Origin of the sequence: Chengkuizengella sediminis (assembly GCF_010078385.1) — a bacterium.
Lineage (GTDB): Bacteria > Bacillota > Bacilli > Paenibacillales > KCTC-33759 > Chengkuizengella > Chengkuizengella sediminis.
In genome coordinates this window covers 328,805-353,464 of record NZ_SIJC01000004.1, presented here as the reverse complement: position 1 = coordinate 353,464, position 24,660 = coordinate 328,805, and the positions used below count along the sequence as shown (strand labels likewise).

9 protein-coding genes are annotated in these 24,660 nt (G+C 32.5%); all 9 read left to right on the top strand.

Annotation, left to right across the window (positions count from 1 at the left end):
- Positions 1–43 precede the first annotated feature (43 nt).
- On the top strand, positions 44–307 hold the full coding sequence (locus EPK97_RS10725) for a DUF2933 domain-containing protein (RefSeq protein ID WP_162036612.1): 264 nt from the start codon (positions 44–46) through the stop codon (positions 305–307).
- On the top strand, positions 297–1,472 hold the full coding sequence (locus EPK97_RS10720; protein ID WP_162036611.1) for a F510_1955 family glycosylhydrolase: 1,176 nt from the start codon (positions 297–299) through the stop codon (positions 1,470–1,472). Before EPK97_RS10725 ends, EPK97_RS10720 begins: the two co-directional genes overlap by 11 nt.
- A 194-nt stretch (positions 1,473–1,666) precedes the next feature.
- Positions 1,667–2,044, top strand: a complete 378-nt coding sequence (locus EPK97_RS10715; protein WP_338075690.1) for a GntR family transcriptional regulator — start codon at positions 1,667–1,669, stop codon at positions 2,042–2,044.
- A gap of 6 nt (positions 2,045–2,050) precedes the next feature.
- Entirely contained in the window at positions 2,051–2,929 is an 879-nt protein-coding gene (locus tag EPK97_RS10710) for an ABC transporter ATP-binding protein (protein WP_162036610.1), read from the top strand.
- Positions 2,922–3,605, top strand: a complete 684-nt coding sequence (locus EPK97_RS10705) for a hypothetical protein (RefSeq protein WP_162036609.1) — start codon at positions 2,922–2,924, stop codon at positions 3,603–3,605. The genes EPK97_RS10710 and EPK97_RS10705 overlap by 8 nt, the downstream gene beginning before the upstream one ends.
- A 14-nt stretch (positions 3,606–3,619) precedes the next feature.
- Positions 3,620–4,414, top strand: coding sequence for an ABC transporter ATP-binding protein (locus EPK97_RS10700; protein ID WP_162036608.1), 795 nt, complete (start codon positions 3,620–3,622; stop codon positions 4,412–4,414).
- A 4-nt stretch (positions 4,415–4,418) separates the two neighbouring features.
- Positions 4,419–6,827 carry an ABC transporter permease gene (locus tag EPK97_RS10695; RefSeq protein ID WP_162036607.1) on the top strand — a complete coding sequence of 803 codons (2,409 nt, stop codon included), beginning with the start codon at positions 4,419–4,421 and terminating at the stop codon, positions 6,825–6,827.
- A gap of 882 nt (positions 6,828–7,709) precedes the next feature.
- Positions 7,710–8,915, top strand: coding sequence for an ACP S-malonyltransferase (gene fabD / locus EPK97_RS10690; RefSeq protein ID WP_162036606.1), 1,206 nt, complete (start codon positions 7,710–7,712; stop codon positions 8,913–8,915).
- Between the two features lie 17 nt (positions 8,916–8,932).
- Complete coding sequence (locus EPK97_RS10685; protein WP_162036605.1) at positions 8,933–24,643, top strand: non-ribosomal peptide synthetase; 15,711 nt, start codon at positions 8,933–8,935, stop codon at positions 24,641–24,643.
- Positions 24,644–24,660 lie beyond the last annotated feature (17 nt).

Here is a 24,660-nt window from a genome sequence, read left to right as displayed (position 1 = left end):
TTGGTTCTCGTAAGAAAAATTATATCCTAAAGGAGGGAAATGAATGGATTGGTTATCACTGTTTATTTTACTGATTTGTCCTATCATGATGATTTTTATGATGAAGGGGATGCATGGTAGTCGAGGGCATACACATGAAAACAAAGCAGCTTGTTGTCATGGAAATGAACATCACCAAAATAATGAAAGAAATTCAGAATTGGATGAAATAAAAGAACAAAATAAGAAACTTGCTCAAGAGATAGACAACTTAAAAAAGATGCAAGAAGTGAATGAAAAGCAAGGGAGAATTATGAATGAAACGTAACAAGATTTTCACTTTATTTTTATTAGGAATGACAATATTACCAACATTGGCAGCAGCACATGGTACTGAGGATGAATCTTTGACAAATTCGATGGTTCCATTATACTTATTCTTCGGATTCGGGATACTATTTTTACTATTCTTTATCTTATTTTATATTTTGAAATATAAAATAAACACGATGGAAAATTCAAAAAATTCGCAAGAACGCAAACATAGAAGAGCATACAAAAACAAAGTTCAATGGATACGTATAGGATGGATTGTATCCCTAGTTGGTGTTGTTATTAGTGGGTTCGTATATTATAACCCAAGTGGCAGCAGTGATGATATTGTTGAATTCGGGCACGTTCATGGGATGGGATATAACTCGGGAGGAAATCACTTACTCCTTGCATCACATACAGGATTGAAAGTATATGAAGAGGGAAATTGGCGAGAGGGTGATGGGGCAAATCATGATTATATGGGATTTGCTATGACCAATGATGGATTTTATGCCAGCGGGCATCCTGCTTTGGGGTCTGCATTAAAAAATCCTCTAGGTATAGTTAAAAGTAGAGATGAAGGAGAAAGTGTAGATCAACTAACTTTATATGGTAAAGTGGATTTTCATCTAACAGGAGTATCTTATAATACCAATACTTTTTATGTTATGAATCCGGAACCAAATGAAATGATGGCAGATCCAGGGTTGTATTTTACACAAGACGAAACAAATACATGGAAAAAAAGCCGTTTAGAAGGTTACCCAGCACAGTTAGAAGCAAACGGGCTGGCAGTTCATCCTGATGATGATTCAATCGTTGTGGTCACTAGTGGGGATGGATTGTATTTATCTAAAAACTATGGTGATTCATTTGAAAAACTTTTTGACGGAGATCAAACAACTTCTGCATACTTTGATTTTGATGGGAAGTTATGGGTTGGCACGTATGATGATCAAGCTAAAATTCAACAGATGGATATAAATTCAGGTGAGATCATTGAAGTTGATATTCCTGAAATGCCAGAAGACGCAATTCAGTACATGACACAAAACCCAAAAAATAATCAAGAAATAACGATAGCTACTTTTAATGTTGATGTATATAAAAGTGAAGATGGTGGTCAAAACTGGAGTATCATTGCTGAAAAGGGAAAACCCGAGTTAAATATTGATTAACTATTCCCATACTTGGAGATAAATCTATTATCATTAACATCCACATATTTGAAAATTTAAAAAAACTTCCATTAAATATTTGGAAGTTTTTTTCTTTTTAAGAAAAATATTCTTGACAAATATTTCAAAAGCATATATGGTTAACTACATAAGTAACTAACCAATCGAGTGTAGTTTGTACTAGTAGATTCGAGGTGATTATATTGAAGGCTAGCTTTGATGATGGGCAGCCGATTTTTTTACAAATAGCTGAGATGATCGAAGATGATATTTTAAATCAAACATATGAAATAGATGATCAAGTCATGTCAACCACAGCTTTTGCAAAAACTTTTCAAATTAATCCTGCAACAGCAGTAAAAGGAATTAATCTGCTTGTAGAAGAAGGTATTTTGTTCAAAAGGAGAGGATTGGGTATGTTTGTTGCTGAGGGTGCGGTAGAGAAAATTTTGAAAAAAAGAAGAGATTCTTTTTATAGTCAATATGTACAGAGGATGTTAAATGAAGCTAACAAAATTAATTTAACAACGGATGATGTGATCAAATTGATTAAAAATGGAAATAGGAGTTGATTGAGAATGCAGGTCGTTTTAGAAACCAATAACCTACTCAAAAGTTACGGAAGTACAGAGGCATTAAGAAACATTAACATAAAACTGGAGGAAAATAAAATATACGGACTCCTAGGAAGGAATGGAGCAGGAAAAACAACCTTTTTAAATTTAATTAGTGGCAGCATTTTTCAAGATGAAGGGGATATTCTTGTTTATGGAAATCAATTAAAAAAAGGTGAAACTCCTGAATCTCTTTGTTACGTCAAAGAAAAAAACTTGTTCTTTGGTGGGGCAAAGGTCATTGATTTGTTAGAATATGCTGCGCCTTATTATGATAATTGGGACTGGGATTTTGCCAAGAAGTTATTAAATCTTTTTGAGCTAGATCCCAATAAAAAGTTTAAAAAACTTTCGCGGGGTATGGAATCACTAGTTGGGATAACCATTGGACTTGCGAGCAGAGCTCCAATTACTGCTTTTGATGAACCTGTATTAGGCTTGGATCCTCTAATGAGAGAGAAGTTCTATAATATTCTTGTCGAAGATTATGCAGAACACCCTCGAACAATTTTCATGTCGACACATTTAATTGATGAAGTTTCTAAGATTGTAGAAAAAATATTTATTATGGAATCTGGTTCAATTAAATTATCAGATGACATGGAAAATATCAAGAACAAATCATATTTTATTTCTGGAAAAAATACCGAGGTAGAATCTTTTTTACAGGACAAGAATATTATTCATAGAGAAACTCATGGTAGCATTACAATCGCTGCTATCTACGATACTCTGAGCAATGAAGAAAAGGAAAAGGCAGCTACAATGGAACTTTCCGTTGATCATATGCCCTTGCAAAAATTTTTCTCGTATTATTCTGTAGGAGGGGAAGTTAATGAATAGATCTTTAAGTATTGTTAGAGCTAATTCAAATATATTAAAATTCTCACTTTTTGTGTTTATTCTTGCAGTAGCATTACAGGGGGTTTTAGATACTGTTTTTAATATGAGCGGGATCAATGATACGATTGGAATCTCTTTTGCCAACGTAATAACCATATTTCTTTTAGTTGTTCCCCTCATACTTCCATTATATTTTTTTAGACGTTTACTAAGTCTTGGAGCATCAAGAAGAGATTACATGAAGGGCATCATATGGACATATGTATTTTATAGTATTATTTTTTCTTTGTTTAATATTCTTTGGTTTTTGTTTGAAAACAATTATTTAAACCCTAGTGTAAGGGAATACTTTAATATTATGGCTCTTTTTAACTGGGATAGAAGTGGTGTAGTAGGCATGTTTTTATATCAGTTTTTTTCATATCTACTTGTGATTTCTTTCATCAACTTATTGGTTTCTTGTTATAAACATGTTTTAGGGATCGGATTGTATATAGCATTATCTATCATTATACCAGTAAGTATGGCTATAGGTACATTAAGAGAAGGAGTAGGAATAGGATTATCATATTTGCTATTTAATCCTTCTATTGTAATGCAAATTGTGCTTTCCTCCATTGTTACAATCATTTTATTTTATTGCAGCTGGTGGTTTATAAAAAGAAGAGAATTATAAAGATGGTGAAACTTATGTTAACTGCAAATGTAATTGAAAAGAAATGTAATGATAATAGAGAAGTATTATTGAAAGCTGTCCATATTTCAAAAGTTTATGGAAGCGGAAGTGAGAAATTCCATGCAGTCAGAAATATAGATTTAGAAATATATAAAGGTGATTTTACAGTCATTATGGGAAGCTCTGGCTCTGGTAAATCAACGCTTTTATATATGTTAAGCGGATTGGATAATCTGACTCATGGTGAAATCTATTTTAAAGATAGGAGAATAGATTCATACTCTGAGGTTGATATGGCTAGTTTCAGAGCGCATAAAATCGGATATGTATATCAATCTATTAATTTAGTCCCTGACCTTACTTTGTATGAGAATATTACTTTTCCAGGATATGTTGCGGGCAACAATAAAACAGAGGTAAGAAAAAAGGCATCATCACTGATGAAATTAATGGATATCGAAAGGTTAAAAAAAAGATTTCCATCTCAGGTTTCTGGCGGTCAACAACAAAGAGCAGCGATTGCTCGGTCATTAATTAGCACACCGGAGGTTATTTTTGCAGATGAACCGACGGGTGCTCTAAATTTTGAACAAGGTAATAATATACTGAACATTTTAACAAATGTAAATAAATTAGGACAATCGATAGTTATGGTGACGCATGATTTAAAAGCAGCCTGTAGGGCGGACCGACTTATTCTTATTAAAGATGGAATGGTGGAAGGGATTTTAGAGTTGAGTAAATATAAACCTGAAAATTTGAAAGAGAGAGAAATGAGAATTTATTCGTTTGTTTCAAGAAAGGAGTAATAGAATGTATCCTGTATGGTTGTTGTGTTTATCCAGCTTGAGAAGAAAGAAAGTTCAAAATGGAATGATTGCAATCATTATTATGTTATCTACATTACTCCTTTCAACAGCTGTTTTGGTTATGAATAATACAGACGAAGTTTTTTCTAACATGCACAACGAAGTAAACGGATCTCATCAAATTTTATACTTTGAAGATGGTTTATACAACCCGTATCCTATCTATCGTTGGTGGCAAGAGCAAGAAGGAGTGAACTCATCTGAGTTGATCGAATACCGTAGTTTATCATGGTTTACACATCAAGACAAGGAAGTTTCTAATATTGGTTTGTACATGATGAATACTCCTCTTGTTCCATCTTCAGTTGACAAGCTTAATTTTGCACATGGTATGAAATCTAACACTCCTGGGGAAGGGACAGTTTGGATTCCAACATCGTTAGCTTATTCAAAGAATATATCGATAGGGGACCCGATGGGATTTAAAACAGAGACAGGCATATTATATTTAAAGGTATCAGCTATTGTGGTAGATATTTTTTTTAGTCAGCCTTTCACAATTACTTCAAGAATATGGATGAATTCAACGGATTATAATCAATATATTGCTAATATGCAAGGTACAGATAAATTTATGATGAGTTTACGGTACGACAACGTAAATAATCAAAATTTGTATTGGAATCAATTTGAACATGCCCTAGGTAGTCCTTTTCTAGAAACGTCACAGGATTTTGAGAGTATTTCTTCTTTTTACTTAATTATAAATCAATTAATTAGTTTTATTATGATTTTTCTTGCAGTTGTTATGATTTTAGCAGCTCTATATACGATAGGATACACGATATCTGATGCGATATTGTCAAATGTAAAAACAATTGGTATTATCAAATCTATTGGTATTTCATCTGATCACTTGGTTCGTGTATATGTCATTCAGTATGCTCTTCTGTCTGTTCTTTCCGTCATTCCTGGTATCCTGTTTAGTTTTTATTTTTCAAAAATTATTATTAGGATGTCTCTTTCCTACTTAGAAACAAGAGATTCGTTATTAAACATCAATTTTTCGAAAGATGCTTTTTTTATTGGTATCTTGGTCATTTCAATAGTCACTTTGGTATCATTGTTATTTGCTCTAAAAGCAAAATCGATTCAACCTGCGCAGGCTATGAGATATGGAATGACTGAAAAAGAAAACATGAAAAGATCTAAAAGACTAAATGCTTCAAGAAATCGAATGATTGGATTTGATATATTACCAGTTACGTTCGTCACTGGAACAAGAAGGATATTACAAAATATTCGTGGATCATTACTGATGATTATCATCACTGCACTTACCACATCTGTCCTGGTTTTCGGATGTGTTTTTATATTTAGCATTGCATCCATTCATAAAACGATTCCACTTTGGGGTTATGACAATTCCGATATAAACGTTGAAATCCTTGATACATCAGTTGTATCAGTAAGTGCTTTAAAACAGGATCTTTTAAATGATAACAGAATTAAAGATGTGAATAATATTGGTAATCTGTATGGAGTTATTTCAGAAACTGAAAACAAAAATAATACTAGTGAAATGAATACAGGAATCTATATTATGACAACTGATGGAAAATTTGATGACATTGGATTTGTGAACATCCTTGGTGAAAATCCGAAAGGTAATCATGAAATTTCTATTGGTGTCAATGTATCAAAAAAGTTAAATAAAAGTGTGGGAGATACAATTGACGTTTATATACAAAATATCAAAGGTACTTATACCATATCTGGGGTTTACCAAGCTATTGCAAACATGTCTAACTCAGCAAGAATGACTTCAGATGCAGTGAACAAGCTTAACCTTAAAGGAGAAATAGAGAATCCATTGTTTTTATTCAACGTACTTCAAGGGGTTTCGCCAGATCTAATGGTTAATGAACTGATTGAGAAGTATGGAGATGATATTTTTATTGCAACGCAGGAAACCTTGATTAATGAAACATTTTCCCAAGCTGTTTCCATATTAATTTTGCCCATGTCCATTATGGGTTTGTTATTCCTCATTGTTGCTTTCATCATTACCTATAATATTAGCAGTATGAATATTAAAAAAGAAAGTAAAGTATACGGAATATATAAATCTATTGGAATGACTTCAAGGCAAATTAGATTCTCTATTACAACTGGTTCATTGTTTCTTGCAGGAACAGGTGTAATCATTGGTATTCCAATTGGCCTTTACATTTTACCCATTCTGTTAAATATCATTTTAACCGATTATGGTATAGTGGAAATGCCTTTAATTATTGAGTGGTATCGAATTGTCACTGTTGTTCCTTTTGCAGTCATTTCAGTTGGATTAGGAGCATGGTTTGCTTCAAAGCTAATAAGAAAAACGTCACCTAAAATTCTTATTGTAGAATAGTATAAATATCAATCACACATTAAACTATCGTAAGTTTTCCTCACATGAATGAGGAGACTTACGATTTTTTTTATGCGAATTTTTAACTTGATTCACACGTAATTGATCCAATGATAGTGATATTTATATTATTACTGTTAGCGGTGGAAGATGGAATCTATTAATAAAATCAATACTTAATATAAAAGATGTTCATTTTATTAATCAAAAATTATTTAGTATCATTACAAAATGGAGGGTACAAATTTATACAATTAAGTATAGAAATACAATTAAAGTCGGATTAATCTTAAGAAAAATGTAATATTTATGTTTTGGTTATGTTCTTAAGAGTAAGTTATTATCATAATAAATGGAAAAAATAATTGATTATTCTAATAATGTGGGATATTATTAACTATCAGGATATGATTAATTACATTATTGGCTTAGATGAATTCACGTGGTTAGCAAAAAATAACAATTGATTATTTTTACAATATAGGATATTATTAACTATCATTAACTGAATATCATGATTTGAACTTCAAAATATGGTAGTTTATTAAATATTATTTATTAAAAAAAATGTTAAATAATTGTTAAATAATAAAATTATTGTTGATTTTTGAAGTTTTATAGTATATAAATAGTAATTAGCATGGTAGAAAATAACACAAATGGATGATAGTTGATTTAGATAAAAAAATAAACCCATATAAATTCCAGTGCATCTTTGGCAGGACTCACGGAATTTACATGGGCGTCAGACTAGTACCTTTTTTTGGATACATCTGTCCTTTTTATATCTTACAACATTTACATCAATTTGTTAAGTTATTTTACTCATAATTTCGAAGCTTAGTATAAATTAATTATTTTATAGAATCGAGGTTAAATAATATGGGTAAATTAGCTTTTTTGTTTCCTGGTCAAGGCTCCCAATATATTGGTATGGGAAAGGAATTTTATCATCAGTTCCCTCTTGCAAAACAGCGTTTTGAAGAAGCCAATGAAGCACTTGGAATAAATTTAAGAAAAATGTGTTTTGAAGGTAATATCAAAGAATTGACACAAACGATGAATGCGCAACCAGCCATTTTAACTGTAAGTATTATTGCCTTTGAAATCTTTATGCAGGAAGTAGGATTAGAGCCTATGCTGTTAGCAGGGCATAGCTTAGGGGAATATAGTGCTCTAACTTGCGCTGGTTCAATTTCATTTTCAGATGCAGTAAAGATGGTTAGACAGAGGGGGATTTTGATGCAGAATTCAGTTTCCTCTGGAACAGGGTCAATGGCAGCGGTTATGAAATTGAGTTATAACCAACTAAAAAAATTATGTGAAAATGTATCAACAGATCATTACCCAGTTGTTATTGCATGTAATAACTCAAATGAACAACATGTAATATCAGGTCATAAATTTTCAATAGATAAAGTGATGACTATACTTCAAGAAACATCTTCCACAACATCTCCTTTAAATGTAAGCGGTCCATTTCATAGTCCTATGATGAAAAAAGCAGCTGAAGAATTAGTATTAGAATTAAAAAACTATCATTTTAACAAAGAAAAATGGCCTATTATATCAAATGTAACAGCATTGCCGTATGAACATAATGAAGACGTTATAGAATTGTTGAAAATGCAAATGATTAAAACCGTAAGGTGGAATGATACAATGATGTATTTCCATCAACAGGGAGTAAGTCATACGATTGAATTGGGTCCGAAAAATACGCTAAGCAGTCTATGTAAAAAAAGTATAAAGAACATCCAAACTTATTCAATAGATCATAAAGATGATCTGTTTAACGTAGAAAAATTTATAGAACATTATCATACTACAAATCTAAAAACGAATTTAAATCTCTTAGAAAATTGCCTCAGCTCTGCAATGATGCATAAAAACAGAAATTTGGATCATGATGAATTCACCAAAGGGGTAGTTATACCCTATGAACAATTAAAACAGTTACTAAAAGATACAGATGTAGACTTAAATGAATCACAAATGAAAGCAGCAGTGGATACAATTAAGTCTATTCTTCAAACTAAGAAAGTAAAGGATCATGAACAGCAGAGAATTCTAAGCATGATACACTAATTTTTAGGAGGAAGATGATGTTAACAAAACAATTTAAAACGTTAAAAGAAGTGTTGGTAGAGAGAAGTAAATTGGATGATAAAGGGATTACGTTTATTGAAGGCAGTCATCTAGAAAGTAGATTAACCTATCAGGAGTTGTATCATGAATCTCTTTATTTTTTAGATCGTTTGCAGAAACAGGGCATAAAACCAAAACAGGAAATTATTTTCCAGATAGAAGATAATAAGCAATTTATGATCGCATTTTGGGCATGCATTTTGGGCGGAATGATTCCTGTGCCTGTAAGTATAGGGAATAACAATGAACATAAATTAAAGGTATTTAAAATATGGAATACTCTACATAACCCTCACATGATTACTTCAGAGAAAATTTTAGCAACCTTAAAAAAGTTTACAGATAAAAATATTCAATTGGAATTTTTTAAAAATATTAATGAAAGAGTGACGATTATAGATGAAAAATTTAGTAAATCAAAAGGAAAGGTGATTGATTCTAAACCGTCTGACACTGCTTTTATTCAATTCTCCTCTGGCTCTACCGGTGATCCCAAAGGCGTTACATTAACACATGAAAATTTAGTATACAATATTTGTGCATTAAATAACAGAACAGAAGTAAATCACAATGATTCGTATTTATCTTGGATGCCTCTTACACATGATATGGGACTTATTTGCTGTCATCTAACACCTCTGATTGCCGGTATCAATCAATATGTGATTCCTACCCCTTTGTTTATAAGACAACCTATATTATGGATGAAAAAAGCCAATGAACATAAAACTACGATTCTTTCATCTCCTAATTTTGGCTACCAATACTTTTTAAAATTTTTTAAAGCTGACAAAGCTAAAGGTTGGGATTTGTCAAATATTAAGATGTTTTATAACGGAGCTGAACCGATTTCTACAGAAGTTTGTAATTCTTTTTTAGACACATTAGCACCATACCATTTAAAAAGGACGGCGATGACAACCGTATATGGGTTAGCTGAAGCATCTGTGGGTGTATCTATTCCAAAAATTTCGAAAGAATTTGAAACATTGTATTTGGATCGAAATCAATTAAATGTTGGTCAAAAAATAGTGGAAATTAGTTCACACGATCAAAAAGCATTATCCTTTGTGAAAGTTGGAAAACCTATTGATTACTGTGAGCTTAGAATTTGTGACGATCATAACAATCTATTAGAGGAAGATGTGATTGGTCATATTCAGATAAAAGGAGAAAATGTGACACAAGGTTATTATAATAATGAAGCAGCAACCTCCAACATTATCACTACAGATGGATGGGTAAATACTGGGGATTTAGGTTTCTATCATCAAGGTGAACTTGTTATCACTGGAAGAGCTAAAGATATTATTTTTGTGAATGGTCAAAATGTGTATCCTCATGATATTGAAAGAGTTGCAATAGAAATTGATGACGTTGAGCTTGGTAGAGTAGCAGTTTGTGGAGTACGCGATTTGAATAAAGATCAAGAGCAAATTGTAGTTTTCGTAGTTTCTAAAAAAAAGGTAGATAAATTCCTTCCTCTTGCCACAGAACTAAAGAAGCATTTATTAGTAAGAGGGGGATGGGAAGTAGCGGAAGTCATACCTATTCGTCAAATGCCAAAAACAACAAGTGGAAAAGTTCAAAGATACAAATTAAGCAAACAATATGAAGATGGTGAATTTGTAGAAGTATCATCACAGCTAAAAGAACTCTTGAATGAAACAATAAATGAACCTGTAATTTTAGTAAATGAGATCGAAAAGAAATTACATGAGATTTGTAGTGAAATATTAAAAGGTAAACAAATTAGTGTGAATGTAAGCTATTTTGACATTGGAGTTACTTCCATGCAAATTGCTCAAATTACAGAAAAAATAGAAGAAGAATTTAAGATAAACTTAAACGTTACTGATTTATTTGCTTACCCTACCATCTCTGAATTGTCAAAGTATTTATATGAAAAACAGAGTGATATTAAAAATAAGAAAGCGCAAAGTGATTCTACTAAACATACGAATAAGAAGGAAGTTGTTGAGGAGCGTCAACAAGATGATATCGCAATTATAGGGTTGTCTATGCATTTTCCTGGTGCAGCATCAGCACATGAGTACTGGAATAATTTAGTTGATGGAAAACATAGTATTGGGAAGTATCAACAGGATAGAAAACAAGATGCACTAGACTACTTGTCTTTATTGGATTGGAATAAAAGTGAAGATGAATTTGTTGAAGGCGGTTATCTCGAAGAAATTGATAAGTTTGATTACTCATTTTTTAAATTAAATCCAAAAGAAGCTAGTTATATGGATCCTAATCAAAGACTTTTCTTAGAATCCTGTTGGCACACAATTGAAGATGCAGGATATGCAGGAGATCGAATAAGAGGAGAAAACGTTGGGGTTTATGTTGGATATTCAAAAGTAGGTTATGATTATGAACGCCTTATTTCGAAAAATAATCCAGAAGCATTGCAAAACTATATCGTGGGGAATTTGCCTTCTGTTTTGGCAAGTAGAATAGCTTATTTTTTGAATTTAAAAGGTCCTGCGATAACGATAGATACAGCATGTTCTTCATCACTTGTAGCCGTCCATATGGCAAGTAAAGCTTTAAAAAATGGCGAATGTGAGATGGCTGTAGCAGGTGGAATAAGAACGATCTTACTTCCAACTGAACTAGGTTTGGATATGGAATCCTCAGATGGACGAACAAGAACATTTGATATCAATTCTGATGGTACAGGTGTAGGAGAAGGTGTGGGTTCTGTTCTACTCAAACCGTTAAATAGAGCGATTGAAGATGGGGATCATATATATGGAGTGATCAAAGGAAGTGCAGTGAATCAGGATGGTGCAACCATTGGTATTACAGCTCCCAATCCAGTATCACAAACAGAAGTGATTAAAGAAGCATGGCAAGATGCAGGAATTGATCCTACTTCTTTAACCTTTATAGAAGCTCATGGAACAGGGACAAAACTAGGAGATCCTGTTGAAATTGAAGGGTTGCGTAAAGCATTTGAAGATTATACAGATCATAAACAATTTTGTGCAATTGGTTCAGCTAAAACGAATATAGGTCATTTGTTTGAAGCGGCTGGTATTGCCAGCCTTATTAAATCAGTACTAATGTTAAACAAAAAACAAAATCCGCCGTTAGTGCATTTTCATAAACCGAATAAAAACATACATTTTGAAAAAACTCCCTTTTATATAGATACAGAATTAACTGATTTTGATAAAACTGAACAGCCTTTAAGAGGTGGGGTTAGCTCCTTTGGTTTTAGTGGTACAAACGCTCACGTCGTACTTGAACAATATATACATTCAGAAAAAGAGACTACTACTGATTCAAATCTACCACATGTTTTTACATTATCAGCTAAGAGTAAATGGTCATTGAATGAATTAATAACACGATATAAAAATATTTTAATAAATGACAATAAAGTAGAATTCCAATCTGTCTGTTATACATCCTCCACAGGAAGGGCTCATTTGGATCATCGAATTGCGATTGTGGCATCTAGTAAAGAAGAGTTAAAACTTAAATTAGAAACAATAGAAAAAAATCAGATCAACATGAAAGGCATATTTCAAGGTGAATATAAAATTATTGTTGATTCTAATCAGCAAAAAGAAAAGGGAGAAATCACTGAAAGAGAGCTTCAAATGATTTCAAACAAATCAAATGAGATCATTGAAGGAATTAGTATTCATGGAATCAAAGACGAAACTCTACTATATCAAATATGTGATTTATACGTACAAGGGGCAGAAATTAGATGGGATAAGTTTTATTCCGTTTATCAAAAAATAAGGAAAATCCCTTTACCTTTATATCCTTTCCAAAGAAAACGGTGTTGGGTGCAATTAAATCGGAAAAATACTTCTAGTTTAGTGACAAAAGAGCAAGTTGCAACAACGAATGGTTTTATAAATGAATCAACTCATCAAGTTAATCAAGCTATATCTTCATCCCTCAAAGATATAGTGAGCAGAGTATCTGGATTAGAGCCAGATGAGATTAATGAAAATGCTCATTTCCTAGAAATGGGACTTGACTCTATTATGTTGGTTCAAATTAGAAAAGATATTCATGAGATGTTTAACATTGACATAGAGATGGAAAAGTTCTTTGATTCTATTACCAATTTATATCATTTAAGTAACTTTATCACTGAAATGATTTCGTCTCAGGATGTAGCTGCAACGATGATGGTAGAGCGTTCTCCAGATAAAAATGAAATAAAAACAGAAAGAGCAGAACAGATCTCTAGTAATGAGATAGACACACAAATGAATACTGCAGAGCATATCATTTCAAAACAAATCGAATTAATGAATGAGCAGCAACAAAATTTTTCTAATCTAATGATGCAACAACTTCAAGTATTGGGCAACGGCAAAAGAACAACAACGAATCATTTTCCAAAGGTAAATAAAGCGGATACCATGATGAAATCGTCTAACGAGGTTAGTAAAAATGAAACAAAAGCAAAACCTTTTATTCCGTATCAACCGATAGTGATAGAAGAAAATGATAGTTTTACTCCTCAACAAAAAAAATATTTAGAACAATTTATTACTGATTTTAACAAGAGAACTAATAATTCTAAAAAGGTTGCACAAGAAACAAGAGATATACATGCAAACAATCGAAATGTGTCGGGATTTCGCTTAGCCTGGAAGGAAATCGTGTATCCAATTGTGGCTGAGCGATCTGCCGGGGCAAAAATGTGGGATGTAGATAGAAATGAGTACATTGATCTCACGATGGGGTTTGGTGTAAATCTGTTTGGTCATAATCCTGATTTTATTCAACATGAACTTGAGCAAAGTGTGCAACCTACGCTACCCCCGCTAGGTCCCATGTCAGATATGGTGGGTGAAGCAGCGTCATTAATTAGTGAGTTGACTGGTGTTGAACGTGTGGCTTTTTATAATACGGGTTCAGAGGCTGTCATGTTTGCATTACGTTTAGCAAGAGCAAAAACAGGAAGATCAAAAGTGATTATTTTTTCTGGCTCCTATCATGGCACATTTGATGGCGTATTAGGAGTTGCAAATCCTGATACTAATGAAGCATCAGCCATTCCAATGGCACCTGGTATTTCGTCAAGTTATGTAGATGATGTGATCATGTTGAACTATAACAGTCCAGAAGCACTTGAAATGATTCAAAAACATGCTCATGAATTGGCGGCTGTATTAGTAGAACCTGTACAAAGTAGAAGACCTGACCTACAACCGAAAAAATTTTTACAACAGATAAGAGAAATGACAGAGAAGTCTGGAACTGCACTTATTTTTGATGAAGTAATAACAGGTTTTCGAATTGGAATTGGCGGAGCACAAGCTTATTTTAATATTCAAGCTGATCTTGTGATTTATGGAAAAGTAATTGGTGGAGGTATGCCGATCGGTATAGTAGCAGGTAAAGGAGCTTTTATGGATCCTGTAGATGGAGGGACTTGGCGTTTTGGTGATTCATCCTATCCACTTCTTGCTGATCAAAAAACTTTTGTTGGTGGAACATTCTGTACTCATCCAATAACGATGAGGGTGATGTTAAAAGTATTAAACTATTTAAAATTAAACGGTAAAAACTTATATAGGGATGTTAATGACAGAACAGACTATTTTGTAAATGAACTAAATACTTATTTTAAATCGACAGGTGTTCCCATCCATATGGTTAATTATGGTAGTTTATTTAGATTTGTTTCCTTTGGAGACATTGAATTATTTTTCTACCACCTTATCCATAAGGGGATATATATTTGGGAAGGTAGAAACTGCTTTTTATCCACTGCTCATACTATGGAAGATATGGACAAGATGATTCAATTGGTTAAGGAAACAGTGAATGATCTTAGAAGAGGTGGATTTTTACCAGGAGAGCCAGAACCACCAAATGGTGGTAAAAACAATGATTTAAAGACTAATAATGAAAAAACGTTAAATTTAACAAATGAACAAAAGCAATTATGGATAGCTTCCATGGCTGGAAATTCAGAGTCTGCTGCGGCAAATGAATCTGTTTTATTAAAGTTAAATGGTTCTTTAAATTTAAGAGCACTAAAAGAAGCGGTCTCTCTTTTAATGGAAAGACATGAATCATTAAGGACAGTGATAGAGTCAAATGGTAGTGTTCAAATTGTAAAACCTGATTTAAATATAGACATTAAAATTGAAGATTTCACAAACATTGCTAGAGAAGAGCAACAAGAAAGAATAAATGAATGGTTGAAACAAGATGCTGAAAAAGCATTTGATTTAAAATCAAACTTACCTTTGTTTAGAATCAGTCTACTAAAACAATCAGATACAAATCATATGTTGTTATTAACATTCCATCATATCACAGTAGACGGTTGGTCTATTGGAGTATTTGTAAATGAATTGGAGAAAAGCTATTCTTCCATTTGTCAAGATTCTCAAGGGACTTTACCTATTCCCGTACAATTTGAATCGTTTCTAAATTGGCAGAATGGGTTACAACAGCAGGGAGGAATGGAACAAGCAGAAAATTATTGGTCTGAGAAGTTTATCAAACCTATATCAGTTGTACATCTTCCTTCCCTAAGTGGTCACTTACAAAATAAAACTTATCAGTGTGATCGTTATTCGATTATATTAGATCAACAATTGACAAAAAAATTAAGAGCTTTAAGTATTGAATCGAAAAATAGTTTGTTTGTAACTTTATTAACGGCATTTAAGTTATTTATACATAGAATAACTGGTGAAAATGATATCGTTGTTGGCATCCCTACAGCAGGTCAAGCGCATATGGGTGAACACACCCTAATTGGAAATTGTGTTAATTTGCTTCCTATTTATAGTCGAGTTGAAGATCAACTTTCTTTTTCTAGTTATTTAAGTAAGATAAAAGCGGTGTTAAAAGAAATAGAAGTCTATCAAAATTACTCGTTAGCTCAATTAGCAGAAAAAGTTAAAAATATTCCTGACATCCATATCTTATTTAACATGGATAGACCGATAAAAAAACTAAACTTTTCTGGGTTAGATACAGAGATATTACCTTATCCTGCTAAGTATTCTTACTATGATTTGTTTCTTAACGTGACAGATATTCAAAATGAATTATGGCTTGATTTTGATTACAGCATAGATTTGATACAACCTGAAGTTATGAATATTTGGGCAGAAGGATTTATTTATATGCTGCAAACGATCACGCAAGACAATACAGCTGAGATTGCTCAAATTGGTTTAATCAGTTCAGAAAATCAGGTGGATTTACTGCATTCTTGGAATCAAAATGCTCAAAAAATAAATGAAAAAATAATAAATAGAACAAATATATCTCTGCCAACTGATCCATATAAGTACATGATATTGGATCGTTATATGCAACCGTCTCCTATTGGAACGATGGGTGAACTTTATATTAAAACTGGCAATGAGACAAATCATTCTGGTCTGCTTGCTATGAATGCACCTAATGAAAATATTGAAATTATTGGGGAAGTTGAGAATCAAATTAAAGTACGTGGTTATAGTATGAATCTAAGTCAACTGGAGCAATTTGTAATAAATCTTTTTCCAGTTTCCGATTGTGTCATTGTAGATAAACAAATGATATCACAAGAAGAACAAGGTTTGATTGCATACATTGTCGGGAAGGACAAATGGGTAGATACTAGGCTGATTAGAAAAATGATGATGGAATTACTCCCAGATTATATGGTTCCTAATGTTGTATTTGGAATGGATCATATTCCATTGAAATCAGATGGTAAAGTGGATATCCAACTTCTTCCAAATATTGAGGAAGATATGATAAATGAAGAAACAACAAATGAAACAGAAGAGCAGTTACTTCGAATATGGTGTGACATTTTAGATCTAAACCAAATTGGATTACACGATGATTTTTTCTCTATCGGAGGGAATTCTTTGAAAGCTACCATCATGCTTTCAAAAGTATATGAGCAATTTGATATACAAATCCAGATTGGACAAATGTTTAAACATTCCACAGTGAAAGAGCTTGCTAAGTTGATTAGCGGTGGGGAAAAAGATGATTTCAGACCTATTTCAGTCGTCAAAAAGAAAAACGATGTTTACCCCGTTTCTCCTGCTCAAAAGAGAATATATATCCTCGAACAATTGGAAGAAGAGAGCATGATTCATAATATACCAGGTAAACTCATGATTGAAGGAGATTTAGATGTTCATGTTTTAAATTATGCACTGAATACACTCGTAAACAGACATGAGGGTTTCAGAACAGTTTTTGAAATTATAGATGGGGAAATTGTACAAAGAATCGTTAATCCAATTGATTTCAAACTTGACATTACAGAAGTAGAGGATAAAAAAATAGATACAGTTATCCAAAATTTTGTGAAACCATTTGATCTAACAAAAGCACCACTATTTAGAGCTAAGCTCTTAAAATTGGACGAAAAGAAACACGTTTTATGTTTGGATATGCACCACATCATATCAGATGGGTTTTCCATGGCCATATTTATAGATGAATTGATTCGTTTAGTTCAAGGTGAATTCTTACCAGATTTAAGCGTTCAATATAAAGATTTTGTCATATGGCAAGAACAAAATCTTAATGAAGAAAAGATAAAACCTATGGAAGAATACTGGTTAAGCCAGTTTAGTGATGAAATCCCTGTCTTAAATATGCCACTTGATAACCCAAGACCTCAGAGTTTAAAAACAGAGGGAGAAAGAATAACATTTACAGTGGATGAGTTATTAACTAAACAATTAAAACGATTTGCAAATGAAACGAAAACGACGATGTTTATGGTCTTACTATCAGCCTACAACATTTTACTTCATAAATATACGGGTCAGGAAGATATAATCGTAGGTACTCCTATATCAGGAAGGAATCATGCTGATATTGAACAAATGATAGGAGTATTTATTAATACAGTTGCCATCCGAAACAGACCTTCAGTTGATAAAACATATAAACAATTTTTACAGGAAGTAAAGATGTATTCATTGCAAGCGTTTGAAAATCAGGATTATCCATTTGAAGATCTAGTGGACAAGCTGAATGTAGATCGGGATACAAGTAGAAATCCAATCTTTGACACGTTATTCATTTTACAAAATATGGATATCACTGAAGTGGTATCAGGGAAACTAAAGTTCTCACCTACCGAATTAAACCCGGGAGTTTCTCCATACGATCTGACATTGAGTGCCGAGGATCGAAATACACATTTGGTATTTCATATCGATTATAGTACTGCATTATTTAAAAAGAGTACGATTGATAGATTTATTTCTCACTTTAATCATTTATTACATCAAATTACAAATAACCTAGAGTTAACGTTATCAGAAATCCAGATCATACCTCCTGAGGAAAAAGAGCAATTACTAGTTGATTTCAATGATACGATACTATCTTATGATACGAATAAAATGCTGCATACTTATTTTGAACAACAAGTGAAAAAAACACCACATACCACAGCTTTAGTATTTGGAAACGAACAAATCTCATACAAGGAATTAAATGAAAAAGCAAACCAGCTCGCACATCTACTGCGTGAAAAAGAAGTGAAACCAGGAAGTTTAATAGGGATTATGTTAAATCGTTCTATGGATATGATCATAGCAATATTAGGTGTTTTAAAAGCAGGGGGAGCTTATTTACCTATTGATCCTAACTATCCTCTGAAAAGAATCGAATATACGATAAATGATGCTCAAGCAGATATTCTGCTAGTACACTCTGATTTTGTAAACAAAATTAGTAGTAATGGGACAGAAATATTAATTGTTAATGAGAGCTTGTACAAGGGAAATACTAGCAATTTGATCAATGTAAACCATTCAGAAGATCTCGCGTATACCATTTATACTTCTGGATCAACAGGAAATCCGAAAGGGGTTATGATTTCTCATAAAGCGGTTCATAATTTTATCGAAGCGATGTGTAGGCAAATCCCATTCGGTGAAAGTAAGTCTATTTTAGCACTCACAACGATTTCTTTTGATATTTTTGTACTTGAAACTTTACTGCCCCTCATGAAAGGGATGAGCATAGTCATCGCTGACGAAAACCAGCAAATAGATGCCAAAGCATTGAAGGAAGTGATTACAAGAAATGATGTGGACATGATTCAAATCACCCCTTCTCGATTAAAAATGATGATGGCAGAAGACTTGAATCTAGGCTTTCTAAATCATGTGGCAGAGGTCTTACTTGGAGGAGAGGCATTACCAACTAATTTGTTTGAAAGTTTAAAGCAATTTTCAAATTTGAAAATATATAACATGTACGGACCTACAGAAACAACAGTATGGTCTTGTGTAAGTGATCTTACTCATAAAGAAATAGTAGATATTGGGAAACCAGTAGCTAATACACAGGTGTATATTTTAAATGAAAAACAACAGATTCAACCGATTGGAATACCAGGAGAGTTATGTATTTCTGGTGATGGACTTAGTGAGGGTTATTTAAATCGAGAACAATTAAGTAACGAAAAATTTGTACCTAACCCATTTATAAAAGGGCAGAAAATGTATCGAACAGGTGACTTAGCAAAATGGAATGAAAACGGCGTTATACAATATTTAGGTAGAATGGACCATCAAGTTAAAATCCGTGGATATCGTATTGAGTTGGAAGAAATAGAAAAAGTAATGATGAAAAATGATCAGATACAAGAAGCAGTTGTGTTAGCGAATGAAGATAAAAATGGGGATAAGTACCTTGCTGCTTTTTATGTTTCAAAAGAGGAACTTTTATTAGATGAGTTAAGAAACAGTCTTATAAATGAACTGCCTGAATATATGATCCCTTCGTATTTGACTCATCTTGATCATATGCCTTTAACACCAAATGGAAAAATCGATAAAAAATCACTACCTGAACCTGAACATTCAGATATCAAAACGGTTGATTATGTCCGACCTCGAAACGGTATAGAAGAAAAACTTTGTCAATTATGGATGGTAGAATTATCACTTAACCAAATTGGGGTTCATGATCACTTTTTTAAACTAGGGGGGCATTCCTTAAAAGCAACGATTCTCATTACCAAGATAAATAAGGAATTTAATATCAATATTCCAGTTCGTGTGATGTTTAAACACCCTACGATTAGTGAATTAGCTAAATTTATATCTGAATCAGAGAAAAATGAGTATACATCTATACCTGTTGATAATCAAAAAGAAATGTATCCTTTATCACCAGCTCAAAAGAGATTGTTTTTACTTCAACAGATACATAAATCTAGTACTGCGTATCATTTGACAGGCGCACTTCAGTTAGATGGTCATATAAACAGACAACGATTAGAGGAAACTTTCCATCAACTAATTAGCCGGCATGAAACACTTAGAACTTCATTTCCACTTGTTGATGGTGAACCTGTTCAATTGATTCATGAGAACGTAGATTTTAAAATTGAAATTTACGATTTGCAAAGTGAAGTAGACCAATCTTTAAATGAGATGGTCGTAGCGTTTGATTTAAGCAATGCACCATTACTAAAAGTAAATCTAATCAAGATTTCCAATAACAAACACCTATTGTTTATTGATATGCATCATATCATTTCGGATGGTACTTCCATTCATATTTTGATTCAAGAGTTTAATCAATTGTACAATGGCAAATCATTACCGCAGCTTAACGTACAATATAAACACTTTGCCGAGTGGCAGCATGATTTGACGAGAAAAGGTGTATATGAAAACCAGAAAAAGTATTGGTTAAATCAGTTTAAAGATGAAATTCCAGTTCTTTCTTTACCAACTGATTTCCATCGACCACAGAAGCAGAGCTTCGAAGGAGATAAATTCAAGTTTGAGCTTGGTGAAGAATCTCTAGAAAAATTAAAACAAGTTGCGAATGAGACTGGTTCTACCCTATTTATGGTGTTGTTATCTGCTTATTACGTTTTATTATCAAAATATTCTGGACAAGAAGATGTAGTAGTCGGTTCTCCAGTTGTAGGTAGAAATCACGCAGATGTTCAAAATTTAATCGGTATGTTTGTGAATACATTGGCACTCAGAAATAAACCTGTTTCAAATAAAGAGTTTTCAGCATTTTTAAATGAGGTTAGAGAAAATAGTGTTCATGCTTTTGATCATCAGCAGTTTACATTTGAGGAGTTAGTTGAACAGCTTCAGTTAAAAAGGGATTTAAGCAGAAATCCGTTATTTGATGTCATGTTCAGCATGGAAAATAGTGAATCCGATGAAATGAAAATGGAAGGGTTAATGATTCAACCTTATGATTTAAAACAAAATACTACGAAATTTGATTTATTACTCGAAGCCAAGGAAGTGGAGAACGGTATACTATTTGGTCTTGAATTTTCTACTAAATTATTTACTAAACAAACGATAGAAAGAATGGCTGTACATTTTTCAAATATTTTACATCACATTACAGTAAATAAAAATATCAGATTAAAAGATATAGAGATGCTTGAGAATGATGAGAAAAACCAAATTTTAATAGACTTTAACCAAACTGAAGCCGAGTTTCCATCCGATAAAACACTACATCAATGTTTTGAAGAGCAAGTGGAACAAAATCCAGATAAAATTGCTGTCATTTACGAAAGAGGGAAGCTGACATACAGTGATTTGAACCAAAAATCAAATAGTTTAGGTAGGACGTTAAGAAATAAAGGGATTAAAAACGATAGTATCGTTGCGATTATGCTGGATCGCTCTCTGGAAATGATGATCGGTATTATGGCCATATTGAAATCAGGTGGAGCATATTTGCCAATAAGTCCTGAACTGCCTAAAGAGAGAATCAAATATATGCTTGAAAATAGCGGTGTACAAACGATTATATGTCAAGAAAAATATATGAATAAACTTAAAAATGAGATTAAGATCGAGAAACTAGAGTTGATAAATGTTGAAGATAAATCGTTGTATACGCAGGATCGTACTAATTTACCACATATCAATACTGCAAATGATTTAGCATACATCATTTATACATCTGGATCTACAGGTAAACCAAAAGGGGTCATGATCGAGCACAGATCCGTGATTAATAGAATTCATTGGATGCAAAAACAATATCCGATAGGTGACGGAGATACAATTTTACAAAAAACACCGGTTTTCTTTGATGTTTCAGTATGGGAGCTCTTTTGGTGGTCAATGTACGGTGCAAGTGTATGTATGTTAAAACCTGGTGGAGAGAAGGAACCGAAAGTAATCATTAATGCCATAGAAAAATATAAAATTACAACGATGCATTTTGTTCCATCTATGCTTACTGCATTTTTAGATTATTTGGATAATATTGAACATAATTTAAGTCGTTTATCTAGCTTAAAGCAGGTGTTTGCAAGCGGTGAAGCATTGAATGCAAATCAAACTCAATTATTTAATAAATGTTTGAACCGTGATTTTGGTGTCAAGTTACACAATTTGTATGGACCAACAGAAGCTACGGTAGATGTGTCTTATTTCGATTGTTCGTCACAGGAAAAATTGAATATTGTGCCTATAGGCAAACCAATTGATAATACACAATTATATATTTTAGATGAAAACAACCAAATAACGTCAGTAGGATTACCGGGCGAATTGCATATATCAGGTGTAGGTTTAGCTAGAGGATATTTGAATAGACCTGAACTAACAGCAGAAAAGTTTATAAACAACCCTTTTAAACCAGGCGATAAAATGTATAAAACAGGAGATTTAGCGAGATGGCTTCCTGATGGAAATATTGAATATTTAGGAAGAAATGATGATCAAGTAAAAATAAGAGGTCATCGGATTGAATTGGGTGAGGTTGAGAAACATCTAACTGAAAACGAGAATATAAAACAAGCTGTTGTTGTAGTAAAAGTTGATCAAAACAAAACACCATATTTATGTGCATATTATATCGTTGATAAAGATTTAGATGTAAAAATGATTAAAGACAATTTAAGTAAGTTTATTCCTGAATACATGATTCCTTCTTATTTTGTTCAGATGGAAGAGCTTCCTTTGAATCCTAGCGGTAAAGTAGATAGAAAGAAATTGCCAGATCCTATTATTGATACGAAAAGCACTTATGTAGAACCAGAAAATGAAATTCAAGAAAAAATGATTCATGTTTGGGAGAAAACACTAGTAATTAAAAATGTAGGTATCGAACATAACTTTTTCGAATTAGGTGGAGATTCCATTAAAGCCCTGCAAATTTCTTCAAGATTGATGGGGGATTACGGTTTGAAGTTAGATGTCGGTGATCTGTTTGAATATCCATTAATCAAGGATCTTCATAAATATATTACATTCACTTCGAAAAAAACGGATCAGTCCATGGTTATAGGAGAAGTAAATTTAACACCTATTCAAAAAAACTTGTTTGAACAAGATTGGGACGCTGTGCAGCATTATAATCAATCACTCATGCTTTATAGTAATGCATTTAATGAAACGTTAGTGAAAAAGTCTTTTGAAAAAATTGTAGAACATCATGATGCATTAAGAATGACATTTTCTCGTAAAAGTAATGAGATATCTCAGGTAAACAATGCAGTAGGTCATTCATCGATTGATTTAAAAGTATTTGATTTAATGCAAGAAGATGATGTAGATCAAATAGAGCTTAATGTTAATCTTCTGCAATCGTCATTCGATATTCAAAAAGGACCACTTTTAAAATTAGCCTTATTTAAAACCCAAAAAGGAGATCATTTATTGATTATTATTCATCATTTGGTTGTGGATGGTGTGTCATGGAGAATTATATTGGAGGATTTTTCAACGATCTATAATGGATTATTGAATAAAGAAGATTTTAATATTCCAGCTAAAACGGACTCATTTAAATTATGGTCTAAAAGTCTAAAGGCATATTCAACAAATAAAGAATTTTTAAAGGAAGCATCATATTGGAGTAAACAAGAACAAGCAAATGTTCAAGTTTTTCCAAGAGATTATTCCATTTCTACCATGGTTGCAAAACATCAAAAAATAGACAAATTGACATTAGATAAAGTGAATAGTCAAAAATTATTACAAGATGTACATCATGTGTATAACACTGAAATAAATGACATTCTCTTATCATCATTATGTCTAGCTATACGTGAATGGGCTGGTCATTATCAAACCTTAATTCATGTAGAAGGACATGGTAGGGAAGAAGTCATGGATGATATTAATATTTCAAGAACTGTAGGTTGGTTTACTTCTATATTTCCTTTTATATTAGAAATGAAAAATGATAGCGGGATTTCAGATGTGATTAAACAAACAAAAGATAATTTAAGAAGGGTACCTAATAAAGGGTTTGGTTATGGAATTTTGAAATATTTGTCTGCTAAAGAAAGAGAGATCGATTTACCTTTAAAATTTAATCTTCAACCTGAAATATTGTTTAATTATCTTGGTCAAATAGACGGAGATATGGGCACAGATTTAATTGCATTTTCAGATGTTTCAACAGGTAGGGAAATCGGGTCAAAAATTAAAAAAGATTACGCATTTGAGATTAATGGAATGATTTTAAACCATCAGCTTGTATTGGAGTTCCACTATAACACCAAATTATATAAAAAAAATACAGTAAATCAGTTCATAGAATTGTACAAAAAAAATCTAGAAAATATGATAAACCATTGTTGTGAAAAAGAATTTAAGGAGCATACACCGACAGATTATCACTATAACAAACTTTCTCAAGAGCAATTAGAAAAGGTTTCAAGTTTATTTAAAAAGTAAGTTTTAGAATTTAAAAT

Excerpts from the sequence above, each read along its gene's own strand:
- EPK97_RS10725 (WP_162036612.1), top strand. The coding sequence starts at position 44 with ATGGATTGGTTATCACTGTTTATTTTACTGATTTGTCCTATCATGATG.
- EPK97_RS10720 (WP_162036611.1), top strand. The coding sequence starts at position 297 with ATGAAACGTAACAAGATTTTCACTTTATTTTTATTAGGAATGACAATA.
- EPK97_RS10710 (WP_162036610.1), top strand. The coding sequence starts at position 2,051 with ATGCAGGTCGTTTTAGAAACCAATAACCTACTCAAAAGTTACGGAAGT.
- EPK97_RS10705 (WP_162036609.1), top strand. The coding sequence starts at position 2,922 with ATGAATAGATCTTTAAGTATTGTTAGAGCTAATTCAAATATATTAAAA.
- EPK97_RS10700 (WP_162036608.1), top strand. The coding sequence starts at position 3,620 with ATGTTAACTGCAAATGTAATTGAAAAGAAATGTAATGATAATAGAGAA.
- EPK97_RS10695 (WP_162036607.1), top strand. The coding sequence starts at position 4,419 with ATGTATCCTGTATGGTTGTTGTGTTTATCCAGCTTGAGAAGAAAGAAA.
- fabD (WP_162036606.1), top strand. The coding sequence starts at position 7,710 with ATGGGTAAATTAGCTTTTTTGTTTCCTGGTCAAGGCTCCCAATATATT.
- EPK97_RS10685 (WP_162036605.1), top strand. The coding sequence starts at position 8,933 with ATGTTAACAAAACAATTTAAAACGTTAAAAGAAGTGTTGGTAGAGAGA.